Annotated in this window: 16 protein-coding genes; 14 read left to right on the forward strand and 2 right to left on the reverse strand. The window is 51.7% G+C overall.

All coding sequences use genetic code 11. The annotated features are described in order from the left end of the window. Positions 1-22: 22 nt before the first annotated feature. Positions 23-451, forward strand: a complete 429-nt coding sequence (gene tnpA / locus Xinn_RS01330; protein ID WP_086956872.1) for an IS200/IS605 family transposase — start codon at positions 23-25, stop codon at positions 449-451. A 445-nt stretch (positions 452-896) separates the two neighbouring features. Continuing rightward, entirely contained in the window at positions 897-2,000 is a 1,104-nt protein-coding gene (locus Xinn_RS01335) for a DUF4917 family protein (RefSeq protein WP_086954935.1), read from the forward strand. A gap of 211 nt (positions 2,001-2,211) precedes the next feature. Here Xinn_RS01335 and Xinn_RS01340 read toward each other — a convergent pair whose 3' ends face one another. Next, positions 2,212-3,231 (reverse strand): phage portal protein, encoded by a 1,020-nt coding sequence (locus tag Xinn_RS01340; RefSeq protein WP_244590111.1) that lies wholly within the window; start codon positions 3,229-3,231, stop codon positions 2,212-2,214. 41 nt (positions 3,232-3,272) lie between these two features. Then, the gene (locus Xinn_RS01345; RefSeq protein WP_086954936.1) at positions 3,273-4,988 is read right to left on the reverse strand and encodes a terminase large subunit domain-containing protein; all 1,716 of its coding nucleotides are present in this window, start codon (positions 4,986-4,988) and stop codon (positions 3,273-3,275) included. Between the two features lie 143 nt (positions 4,989-5,131). Between Xinn_RS01345 and Xinn_RS01350 the strand changes: the two genes are divergently transcribed. From Xinn_RS01350 to Xinn_RS01405, 12 genes are all read left to right on the forward strand, one after another. After that, a complete protein-coding gene (locus Xinn_RS01350; protein WP_086954937.1) occupies positions 5,132-5,971 on the forward strand; it encodes a GPO family capsid scaffolding protein in 840 nt (279 codons plus the stop codon). 25 nt (positions 5,972-5,996) lie between these two features. Then, positions 5,997-7,052, forward strand: a complete 1,056-nt coding sequence (locus tag Xinn_RS01355; RefSeq protein WP_086954938.1) for a phage major capsid protein, P2 family — start codon at positions 5,997-5,999, stop codon at positions 7,050-7,052. Between the two features lie 47 nt (positions 7,053-7,099). Further along, a complete protein-coding gene (gene gpM, locus Xinn_RS01360) occupies positions 7,100-7,855 on the forward strand; it encodes a phage terminase small subunit (RefSeq protein WP_244590110.1) in 756 nt (251 codons plus the stop codon). Between the two features lie 103 nt (positions 7,856-7,958). Continuing rightward, positions 7,959-8,450 (forward strand): head completion/stabilization protein, encoded by a 492-nt coding sequence (locus Xinn_RS01365; RefSeq protein ID WP_086954940.1) that lies wholly within the window; start codon positions 7,959-7,961, stop codon positions 8,448-8,450. Further along, positions 8,450-8,650: a tail protein X gene (locus Xinn_RS01370; RefSeq protein WP_086954941.1), complete on the forward strand. Its 201-nt coding sequence runs from the start codon at positions 8,450-8,452 to the stop codon at positions 8,648-8,650. Before Xinn_RS01365 ends, Xinn_RS01370 begins: the two co-directional genes overlap by 1 nt. 8 nt (positions 8,651-8,658) lie before the next feature. Then, positions 8,659-8,982 carry a phage holin, lambda family gene (locus Xinn_RS01375; RefSeq protein WP_086956551.1) on the forward strand — a complete coding sequence of 108 codons (324 nt, stop codon included), beginning with the start codon at positions 8,659-8,661 and terminating at the stop codon, positions 8,980-8,982. After that, positions 8,975-9,376, forward strand: a complete 402-nt coding sequence (locus Xinn_RS01380; protein ID WP_211285994.1) for a structural protein — start codon at positions 8,975-8,977, stop codon at positions 9,374-9,376. Before Xinn_RS01375 ends, Xinn_RS01380 begins: the two co-directional genes overlap by 8 nt. Beyond that, the gene (locus Xinn_RS01385; protein ID WP_086954942.1) at positions 9,373-9,822 is read left to right on the forward strand and encodes a lysis system i-spanin subunit Rz; all 450 of its coding nucleotides are present in this window, start codon (positions 9,373-9,375) and stop codon (positions 9,820-9,822) included. Before Xinn_RS01380 ends, Xinn_RS01385 begins: the two co-directional genes overlap by 4 nt. A gap of 3 nt (positions 9,823-9,825) precedes the next feature. Continuing rightward, on the forward strand, positions 9,826-10,278 hold the full coding sequence (locus Xinn_RS01390) for a phage tail protein (RefSeq protein ID WP_086954943.1): 453 nt from the start codon (positions 9,826-9,828) through the stop codon (positions 10,276-10,278). Next, entirely contained in the window at positions 10,275-10,913 is a 639-nt protein-coding gene (locus tag Xinn_RS01395) for a phage virion morphogenesis protein (protein ID WP_086954944.1), read from the forward strand. Before Xinn_RS01390 ends, Xinn_RS01395 begins: the two co-directional genes overlap by 4 nt. Further along, entirely contained in the window at positions 10,910-11,542 is a 633-nt protein-coding gene (locus tag Xinn_RS01400; protein ID WP_086954945.1) for a phage baseplate assembly protein V, read from the forward strand. The genes Xinn_RS01395 and Xinn_RS01400 overlap by 4 nt, the downstream gene beginning before the upstream one ends. After that, a complete protein-coding gene (locus Xinn_RS01405; protein ID WP_086954946.1) occupies positions 11,539-11,880 on the forward strand; it encodes a GPW/gp25 family protein in 342 nt (113 codons plus the stop codon). Before Xinn_RS01400 ends, Xinn_RS01405 begins: the two co-directional genes overlap by 4 nt. The last annotated feature ends 2 nt before the right edge of the window (positions 11,881-11,882 follow it).

Consider the following 11,882-nt stretch of genomic DNA (forward strand, 5'->3'; position numbering starts at 1 on the left):
TCTGTTGCACGAGAGGTGCAATATGGATTACAGATATGGCAGCCACACGGTATTTCAGATTGAGTATCATTTCGTGTGGGTAACGAAATACAGGTACCCAGTACTGATAGGTGAAGTTGGCCTACGGGTGCGAGAGCTAGTTCGTCAGACCTGTGAAGCTTTTGAAATCAGGATAGTCGAAGGTGTCGTGAGCAAAGACCATGTACACATACTGGTCAGTTGTCCTCCGAGCTTAGCGCCGTCAGAAATCATGAGGCGAATAAAGGGAAGGACAGCGAGCAAGTTGTTTGAAGAGTTTGCTCACCTGAAAAAGCGCTACTGGGGTCAGCATTTTTGGGGTAGAGGCTATTTTTGTGCAACGGTAGGCCAGTTAACGGAAGAGATGATAAAGGCCTATCTGGAACATCATTTTGAACCCAACCCGAATGATAACTTCAGGCTGGATAATTGACGCATCGTTCAGCCGATGCGTATCCGGACTTTCAGTCCGTTAATCACTAACCCACCGACTTTAGTCGGTGGTTGTTGAGTCCGGTGGAATCGGAACAACGGCAAGGGGCGTGCCACGATAGGTGATGATCGCAGATTAATAATTTGGTTCAGATTCAGATAAAGCAAGGGCAATGAAAATTTATGTATTGAGGCGGACTCTTTATAGCTTCTGTGACACTTAAGTTGTATCGAACAGGAAGGAGACAATCATTTTTTACCGCGTTCGGCTGCCATGTTTTCGGCTGACAGTGGCTGAGTGGAGAAAAACCGCAACAACGTGTCTTTAATCACGTTTTGATATTTTTAACTAAAGCATATAGTGCTGGTCAATGTACAATTGTGTGAAATTAAATTAATGTACTTATTATACACAACCGTGAATATTAAAAAATGGAATTATTTTAATGGTAAATCATAGAGAAAGTAGTGAGCATGATTATAATATATATTCATGGTCAGAGATTCCGAACTATTTTAAAGTAGAGCATCTTTTGATTGGGAATGGGGCATCAATAAGTTTAGATAAAAATTTTAATTACGAGACGTTAAAGGATTATGTTGTTGATAACATAATTGGTGAAAGGGAATTACTTAAAAAGTATTTCTTATCTCTGTTTGAAAAATTTAATACCGATGATTTTGAGCTTATTCTTAGGTTGGTATGGCAGGCTGCTCAAGTAAATTATATATTGGATGTGAAGGGTAAAAACAGAAAACTTATAAGAGCGTATAAAGGGGTACGTATTAGCTTGATTAAAGCTGTTCAAGGGATTCACTCAGAGCACTCCAACATAGAATGGCATTTTAAAAAAATAGCAACTTTTCTATGCTCATTTCAGACAATTTTTTCATTGAATTATGACTTGATTTTGTATTGGGTAACTATGTACTCAAATAAAATAGATAGGTCTAAGCACCAATTTAAAGATTGCTTTGATCAGTTTCATGAGTTTAGGCGTGATTGGCAAACATTCAGAAACCCATATCCATGGGGTAGTCAACAAAAAAGCACGCTGGTATTTTATCCACATGGTAATTTGATGTTAATCAAAAATATAGCAGGGAAGGAATATAAGATAAGCAACAGAGAGGACTCAAATAATTTATTGGATACAATATTAGATACTTGGGAGGAAGGTAAATACTCACCGCTTTTTGTAAGTGAAGGAAACTCAAGGCAAAAAATAGAATCTATTGAAAATAGTTACTATTTAAATACCGTCTATCAAAATGTTATCCCTAGCCTGTGGAAATGCATGACGATTTATGGTTGGGCGTTCGGAGAGCATGATATACACATATTAAAACAAATTGGCGAATCACAAATAGAAGAACTGGCAGTATCTGTATTTGGAAAGGATGATAATGCTATCTATCGAAACCATGTAATACACTTCGTTGAAAAATATATCAATCATCCTAGAAGGAATAATAGAACAAGACATAATAAGAAACTTGTAACCGTTAGATTTTTTGATTGCGAAAGTCAAGGTTGCTGGAAAAATTAAAGGTGTGTAGTCAATTGGGAAAAGAACATCACAATTTCTCACAAAATTGCACAATTTCCCCCGGCATGGCTACCGCGAACAAGGCCAGTATGGGCAAGGTCTCCCCGCCAATGCACAATTGCACAAAAACACGCCCCTTTTGTGTGCGGGCGAGGCGGGGGAGCAAGCGCGCGCAACGGGGGCGGAGAGGCTACTTTCTTTGAGGGCAGGCTTATACCGGGTTGTTCAGGGCATCCAATAGCGCATAAGGCGCAAAGCGCACCACCTCTTGTCCTGCCCAGTCATTAATGGATTTCAGGCTCTCCATGATGGGTGTCAGTTCATTGATGGCAAACACCTTCGCCGCTTTCTCCACATCACCAAAGTTACCGCCGTTCGAGGGGGAGAAGCCCATCAGTTGCGGTGGAACACGGTGCATGGCCAGCAAATCGTCACGGGTCGCTTCCTTGATATTGGTAAACTCATCTTTGGCACTAATCTGACTGAACGGCAGGATTTGCAAACCGTCTTTCTTGCCGTTGGCCGCATAGACAAACAGGTTCTTGAAAGCCCCGTCCCGCCGGGATTTTTGCAGGGCGTTCTGCAAATTATCGACGCCTTTCGGGTCGGTCAACGGATCGGTCAGGTAAACAATCACCCCGGCATGACTGCCGTTCTCGTAATAGTTCATACGAAACGTGGTGGCAGAGCGGTTCAGGCTGGCGGAAAGCAGCCCGGCCAGATATTCCGGCAGGCCGTAAATTTCCTGATGGATATCGGGGTTCATCAGGTGAAACAGGCAATCTTGGCGAAACTCAAATTCTTTATTCCAGCTTTCCACAAACCAGTATTGTCCGGCCTTTTCACCCCGGCGCGTGTATTTGGCCGGGGCGTGTTTCAGCGTTAACAGGCCCCCCAGCCGGTGTGTGCGCTTTTCCAGATAGGCATTGCCGAATACCAGATAATCCAGCACATACGCGGCCATATCCTGCCGGGACAGGCAGGGGTGCGGGAGAAAGCAACTCATGATCACATTACGTTTAAAATACAATGGTGACTGATGGTAGACCGCGGACGAGAACGCCCGCGCCAGCCCGTAGAAGTCAATCGGGGTTTCATACCAGCGGCCATTTTTGGCGCACTCCATACAGTCGAGCAAATCCGCCCCGGAGGCCATCGGGGTGGGGGTATCGAAAGTAAACGCGGCGCATTGGGTGGCACCGTCAGGCAGGTTAGCGTTGGGGTTGTGCATTGTGTCTGGCTGATTGTCAGCCGGTAACGAGGTGTACATGGTTAAAACTCCGTGACAAAAGAGGTATACCCGCCGGAGTCGCTGGATATCGGCTCTCCATGCAGAACATTCATGACAGCCCAGGCAATGTCACCGTGATCAATGCCGCGTGTCCGATCCGCGTCATACGTCACCACGCCGCCCTGGGTAATAATTTTCTTGATGGACATAAACGAGGTTGCCACCTGTTTCATGCCCGCATCATATTCAAACCGGCCAGAGCGGATCAGCATCTGGGCTTTCATCACCAGCATTCGCTTCAGGGGCGCGGAATATTTCAGTAAGGTCGCCGCCGGGAAGAACTTACACACCAGTTCATGCACGGCTTCCCCCGTGCCGCCGGTGCCATCAATGGCAATCCCCAGCACCTGATAACGGTCGGTCAGCTTGCGGATTTCATCGGCCTGTCGTTCAAACGCCATGCCGCGAAATTGCAGTGCTTCAATCACCCGCCATTTACCACCACTGACGGCGGAGGGTGACAGAACAACCAGCCCCAGCCCGTCCCCGTTACCGCCCGTGCCGGTCGGGTCGGCACCGATATACACGCCTTTGTATCCCAGCGGTCGCGGGGCATAAGGTTTCCAGTCCGGCCAGACATCCTCGTTGTAACCGTCAACCCCGCATTTAATGACCTCGTTATAGTCAAAGGCCCGTTCGCCTGCTTTGACGAAGATACAGCGGTACAGGTTATCAAAATCGGCAGGGCTGTTTTCACTCACGATATCATCCAGGTCAACCCGGTTCAGCCCCAGTGCAATGGCATCATGGATGGTGACCACCTGCCGCCAGATGTTATCCCCGCACAGCACACCGGGCTGTAAAGTGGTATGACGGGTATCAATCGTTATTTGTTGCTTATGGGGTCGGGATTTATTGAAGAAGTCGCCGGTCCAGAAGGGGTAGGCAGCGTGCTCTTCACTGGACGGGGTGGAAAAATACGTTCGTCTGAGTCCCATATGGGTTGCCATACCGGCGGCCACGCTACGTAGATTCACAAAATTGATGACATGGAAGAACTCATCGAAATAGAGATCGCCGGTATAGGATTGCGCGGATGCCGCTGATGTGCCGAGAAAATAGAGTGTGGCACCGTTGGACAGAATAATCTCGTTACCGCCTTTGAGTTCTACTCCCACCTGACGGGCGACAATCTGAATAAACTTCTTGAACTGGAAAGCCTGTGCCCGGCTGGCTGACAGGAATATCTGGTTATTGCCGGTTTCCAGTGCCGTGATCAGCGCTTCACGGGCAAAGTACCAGGTCGCCCCAATCTGGCGCGATTTTAATATCATGCGGTTGCGCTGCTCTTTCTGCTTGTACCAGCGTTTCTGGTATTCAAACAGCGATTCATACACCCTGGTGCGCAGCTCGGTGATTTGTTCCGCACTGAAATGATTTTTCGGTGTCTTGGCTTGGGTTTGTTTGTCTTTTTTCACCTCATGGCGTTCAAAGCGTTCTAACTGGCGGCAAAGAAAATCCAGTGTCTTGAAATCATGCGGCGTCAGGGCCTCTTTCGCCTGCATCCGCAAAATTTTTACATGCAGCGCATCGCTCACCCGCTCGATGGGGTTGGCGTCATCCCATTTATCCCGCCGCCGCCAGGAATAAAGGGTGTTCACACTGACGCCCAGCCGTTTTGCTATTTGCGCAATGCTGTAGGCCTGCCAGTACAAACTTTTGGCTTCTTGTCGGAGATCGTGTGTTGTCATCATCATGCCGCTACTTTCCCACAGCCCGCGCGGGGACGGCTACGACGGCGCGTTGTCGCCCGCCTGCGAGAAGGCGAACACTTTGAATCCGCAGGCAGAGATTGCGACTATAGCGTTATCAAAGTCAGGTGCTTATCGGAGAAGCCACCATGCCAAAAACCATTAAGTTAACGGTGTGTACGGAAGGAATGACGCTGAACGGGTTTGCCGTCTCCCGCGAACAGATCCAGCAAATGGCAGACAGCTATAACCCGCGTCTGTATGCCGCCCGTTTAAATCTGGAACACGTCAAAAGCCTGTACCCGGACAGTACATTCCGCCAGTTTGCGCTGGTGCAGTCTGCCCATGCCTACGAGATTAAAGATGGCCCGTTACAGGGCAGGTTGGCACTGGAAGCCACCATTGAGCTGGATGAAGAGAAAGACGCCCCCCTCATCAAACTGAACCAGAGCGGGCAGAAAGTTTTTTCCAGCATTGAGTTTTATTCCCGTTTCCCGCAGACCCAGAGTGCTTATCTGACCGGCATTGCGCTGACCGATACGCCCGCCGCGGTCGGAACGGAATTAATCAAACTGAGTGTGCAGGAACGTGGCCTGCCCGCCAGTGATGATCGCTATTTGTCAGCGTCACTGGAAACCATGGTGGAATTGCTGGCAGGCACGGAGCCGACCCCTGGTGATGATAAATCCATTGGGGAAAAGTTTGTGTTGTCGGTGAAAAAAGCACTGGGGATGCACCGTGAACATCATCACGCTGAACTCAACACATTACGTGACATGGTGCAGCTGACGGCGGAGAAATGTGGTGAGGCTCTCAATCAGGGGCAAAAACTGGCTGCACTGGAAACACTGTGCGCCAGCCAGTCGGAAGCACTCACGCAACTGAAAGCCGAACTCAGCACGCTGAAAAGCCAGCTCAGTCAGCAGGATGATTCTTCCGTACATCGCCCGGGGGCAAGCGGTTCAACGCAGGTGTTGGCTGATTATTAATTGATTGCTTACAGGAATTTTATCTATGTCACTCAGTAACGAAGGGCGTCAGCACTATCTGTCCTACCTTGACCAGCAAGGCAATTTGAACGGGGTCAAGCGTGAAGGCGACCATATTCAGTTAACGGTTGCCCCGGCAGTCCAGCAGAAACTGGAAAAAGCCAAGATGGAATCCAGCCCTTTTCTGAAAGAGATCAATTCGGTCGGTGTGACCGAACAGGAAGGCGAGAAAATCGGGGTGGGTATTCATCGCACCATTGCCAGCCGCAATACCTCGACCACGGATCGCCGTGAGCCGGTCAGCGTGCATGATTTAGCGGGCACCCGTTATCGCTGTGAACAGACCAATTTTGACACCTACATTGGCTATACGCAGCTGGATGCGTGGGCGGGGCATCCTGAATTTCAACAACTGATCAGCCAGCAGATTGTCCAGCAAGAAGCCAATGATCGTCTGATGGTGGGTTTTAACGGCACGTCAGTGGCGGTGAAATCTGACCGGGAGAAAAACCCACTGTTACAGGATGTCAATATCGGCTGGTTGCAGCGCCTGCGTAATCATGCGCCGCAGCGGGTGATGAGCGGTATCACGCTGACCCGCCGTGATGAGGACGGAAAAATTATCCAGAAAGGTGACTACGGTAACTATGATTCGGTGGTTTATGATGCCGTGACCTCGCTGTTAGATCCGTGGCATCAGAGTGCACCCGGTCTGGTGGCCATCACCGGCTCGCGTCTGACCACGCAGAAAAACTTCCGCATACTGAACCAGCACAGCCAGCATAACCCCAATATGGAATTACTGGCGGGCAATGAGCTGATGAAACTCAGCACGCTGGGTGGTTTGCCGGTCTTCCGTGCGCCGTTCTTCCCGGACGGGGCGATCCTGATCACCACCTTTAAAAACCTGTCGCTTTACTGGCAGAAAGGCAAATACAACCGCTACATCAAAAATGAGCCGGAATACAACCGTATTGCCACCTATGCCCAGAGTAATGACGGTTATGTCATTGAAGATTATGGCCTGAGTTGCCTGATTGAAGGGATCACGTTTGCCGGTGCTGACAGCAGCGGCGACTAAATCACAGTTTCCGGTGCCGGAACGCTCCGGCACCGGTACGAGGGGGAATGATGCTGACACCGGCACAAGAACACTGGCAACGCACGATGGCGACGCGTCGCGGTGATGAAACGTTGTCTTCAGCAGCGCTGACGGCCTACGAGCTGATATTACACCGTCTGCGTATCGACCAGACGCGGTTATCCGGCCTGCAAGGAACCGAGCGAAAAATCGACTATAAACGTGACATCATCGCGGCCTATGACAGCTGGATTGACGGGGTACTCAGTGCCGATACCGGGCAGGCTGACGAGGTGCTGACCCATATCATGATTTGGCAAATCGATATCGGTAACTATGAACGCGCCTTAACCCTGGCTGAGTATGTGATTCGTCACAACCTGCCGTTACCGGATCGCTATCACCGCACGGTCGGGCCGTTATTGGTGGATGAGATTTGCGATAAAGCGTTAACCATTTTTGCCGCGGGCAATGCCGAGATTGAACCGATATCACGGGCGGTGCTGGAAGAACTCTTCACCCTGGTGGCGCCGCTGGATATGCCGAATCAGGTCAGGGCCAAGCTGTTTAAAACACTGGCCTATACCTTGCGAAAAAGTCCGCAGCAGGCGGATAAAGAGCAGGCGTTATCCCTGATGCAGCAGGCGCTGTTGCTGTTTGCCAATATCGGGGTCAAGAAAGACATTGAAACCCTGACACGGGAATTGAAAAAGGCCGACGACGCGCCGGCAAAATCCGGTGCAGCAGCGAATAAAACATCGAAAACCCAGACAACCGCGGCGAAGAAAACCGCTTCCCGCTAACCGAATGCACCCCGCGTGCCTGGCGGCACGGTGAACCGAACGGCTTTCAGGCCTTTTCCGTTTTACCGTTCACCGCCACTTATTTCAGACACAGGTGGAACTGATGAGCTTAGTCGCAACCAAACAGCCCCGACCGATGGAGAACCTGCATGAGTTGAACGATGGCGGGGCAAAAGTTACAGCCGGACCATTCTGGCCGGTGATCACACTGGCGGATTTACGGCGTTCCATGCGCCTGAGCGGGGCGGTGACGACTGAGCGGTTGATGCACATGACCACCGAAGCGGTGCTGTCAGTCAATCAGCAATTGGCCGTCTGGCAGGCGACACAGGAAAGCTTTGGTTTTCGGTCACTGGAAACCGTGCCGTCACCGGTCATCAATGACACCACGGCTCATGTTTTCCGCTATCGCCATGCGGTGTACAGCTTCACCAAAGCCATGCTGATTGAGAACTACCGTGACATCGACACCACCCGTGACGGGGAAAAGCACGCGGAAGCCTTAAGCACACAAATTGATGATTTGCGGCGGGATGGTCAGAACGCGATCCGGGATATGTTGGGGAAATCCCGCATGATAGCGGAATTGGTCTGATGCGAGTCAGGGCGTTTCAGGGGGATACGGTGGACTTGCTGTGCTGGCGTCATTATGGCCGCACACAGGGCGTGGTTGAGCAGGTACTGGAGGCCAACCCGGATATGTGTCTGACAACGCGGCTGACGGCCGGTCAGTGTGTAGAGCTGCCGGATATCACCCCACCGCCCAATCAGGACATTATTCAATTATGGGACTGAAACTGACGATGAAAGACCAACCTGATTTATGGGTCGAGATGGTCAATGGCCTGAAGAATTCATGGCCGCAGATATCCGGCTCGGGACTGGCTGTCCTGATCTGTTATGGCCGCCTGATTTATGACGGGGTAGAGCGCCGTAACCGCTGGGTTGAACCGCTGTTGTGTGGTGCCCTGTCCTGGGGCATTTCCAGTGCACTGGAGCTATTCGGCATTCCCGGCACGGTTTCACCGGCACTGGGCGGCGCGATTGGCTTTATCGGGGTGGAAAAACTGCGGGAATTTGCCGAGCGTGCCATCAATAAACGATTGGGAGATAAGCCGCATGAGTAGAGGTATTCGCAATCATAATCCCGGTAATATCAATTATCACGCGGCGAATCAGTGGCTCGGTCTGTTGCCGCATGACCCGACGATTGAAACGCGGTTCTGTCGGTTTGAGTCGGCCGAATATGGCATCCGGGCGCTGATGAAGTTGCTGTGTAACTACCACAAAAACGGTTATCAGAGTATCGCCAGAATGATAGACCGCTGGGCACCCAGCAATGAAAACAACACCACCGCGTATATCCGGGGTGTTGCCAACGCAGTCGGGGTTGATCCGCAGCAGGTGATTAGCCTGGATAAAGTGACACTGACTGCGTTAGCGAAATCTATCATCCGGCATGAGAACGGTCAGCAGCCCTATGCCGAGGCCACGTTTGAAAAAGCGTTTGCGTTGTTATGAGCGGGAAATGGCAGCTGTTCTCGCTCGTAGGTATTGCGTTGATCGGGTTCATGGGCAATAGCCTGATTAACAAGAATACGGCGCTGCGAAATGAAAACCAGTCACTCAATCAATCGCTGTCAGCGCAAGTGGCTATCAACCTCAGACAACAAGAAAGCCTCAATGCATTACATGAACAGGATACTCAGCGGTTACAGGAACTGACCCATGCCAAAGCTGAAATTGATCGGTTGCACGCTGCTTCTGTGGCTCACCCTGAGCGGGTGTACATCAAAGCCGAGTGCTCCTTGCCTGAAACCCCTGCCGCCCCCGGCGTGGTTAATGCAACCGATGCCCGACCTACCGACGCCGCTGTCCGGGATTATTGGTTACTCCGGGAGCGCATTGCCACCGCCGCACAAATGATGCAGGGGTTGCAGGAATACATTCAGACTCAGTGCAGGTGAGCCATGCTAAAGCCTAATTTACTGCGTGAAATGATTGTCAGTCATGAACCGTTTTTTAACCAGAATCCGGATCGGCTGGAAGTGTTTGTCACCAAGGGAAATCTGGTGGCAACGGGTACACATTCCGCCGCGTTTCTCTACCAGTATCAACTGGAAGTGCTGGCGCTGGATTACCCGCACCCGCTGGATAATCTGAGTCTCCCTATTCTGGCCTGGGCGCGGCGGCATCAGCCTGATTTGTTGTTTAACCCGGAACGCCGCAAAGACGGTTTTCGGTTTGAAGTTGATTTACTCAATAACGACACCGCCGACATTCTGTTTACGGTGCCGGTGTCTGAGCGGGTGATGGTCAGCCGGGAAAACGGCCGACTGATCCCCGTTCATCTTGATGAGCCGGTCTCGGATTCACCGTCACTGGCGGCATGGGATGTCCTGAATACAACGGGGAGCGCATGAGCCAGAACAATTTATTGCTTTCGCTGGAACAGGAGCTGCAACGCCTGTTATCGACAACCTCACCCGGTTATCGCAGCAAACTGGCGCGTCAGCTGGCAACGGCTATCCGTCATGACCAGCAAAAACGTATCCGCAGCCAGAAAAATGTGGACGGTTCTGCGTATGCCCCGCGTCAGCGTCGGGTATTGCGATCCCGGAAGGGAATACGGTTTCTCTATCGGGGTCAGAGCCGGGCCTTAAAAAACTGGCGGGCAACCCGCGGACGTCGGGGACGCATGATCACCGGCTTTGATGAAGCACGCGGCGCGGTCAGGTCATTTTATCGCAGTGAGATTGATCGCTATCTGGCCATAGACCGCAGTGAAACCCGCCAGACCACTACCCGGCGTGACCCTCTGTTCCCGCGCCTGAGAACGGCCCGTTTTCTGCGGATGCGCACCACGCCGGAGTCGGCGGTGGTGGGTTTTCAGGGGAAGGCCGCAGCCATTGCCCGACAGCACCAGTATGGACTGACCGGCAGCATGAATGCGCTGGCGCAGGTCCGTTATCCCCGACGAGAATTGCTGGGGATCAGCGAGTCGGAAAAAGTCAAACTGATTGAAATGATCTATCACGATTTGGCAGGGACAGTATGACACAGGCAGAACTCTACCGATTATTGATGAATGTCGTGCGGGTCGGCACCGTGAGCGGCGTTGACCTGAGAACTCAACGTTGCCGGGTACAAATCAGCGGCCTGCAAACGGACTGGTTGCGCTGGACCGCCCAGCGTGCCGGTACAGCCCAGACATGGTGGGCACCCAGTGTCGGTGAACAGGTTGTGGTACTGGCGGCCGGCGGGGAACTGACCACGGCGTTTGTCGTCGGTGCCCTGTACTCTGCTGCTCATGCTGCGCCGTCCGCGTCGGCTGAGGCCGTACACCTCACCTTTCCTGACGGGGCGGTGATGGAGTATGAACCGCAAACCAGCGCGTTAACGGTGACGGGTATCAAAACCGCGACTATTACCGCCTCGGCCTCGGTGCAGGTGACCGCCCCTGAAATCACCTGTACGGCCAGTCAGCAGATCACACTGAATACACCCGTCGTAGTGTGCACGGATCACCTGATCACCGGCAGTCTGCAAGTGAAACAAGGAGGCACGATGCACGGCACGATCACCCATACCGGCGGGCCATTCAGTTCGAACGGCATTGTGATTGATTCACACCGACACAGTGGTGTGTGGTCAGGTGACAGTACCTCAGGCGGGCCGGTGCAATGACATTTACCGGCATGAGCAGCCAAACGGGCGGTGCGTTGTCCGACAGTGATCATATTCGCCAGAGCATCACGGATATTTTAATGACGCCGCTGGGGTCTCGGGTGATGCGCCGTGAATACGGCTCGTTACTGCCTGACCTGATTGATCAGCCGCAGAACCCGGCATTGCGTCTCAAGATTATGAGTGCCTGTTATATGGCGTTGTTGCACTGGGAGCCGCGTATCCGGTTAGACACCATCAATTATCTGCGTGCTGACTGGGGCGAATTGGTGGTCGAAATCAGCGGCGTGATGGTGCAGAACAATACCCCCTTAATGTTATCCATTCCGGTGAGGTGAGT

The sequence above is a fragment of the Xenorhabdus innexi genome, assembly GCF_002632485.1.
Classification (GTDB): domain Bacteria; phylum Pseudomonadota; class Gammaproteobacteria; order Enterobacterales; family Enterobacteriaceae; genus Xenorhabdus; species Xenorhabdus innexi.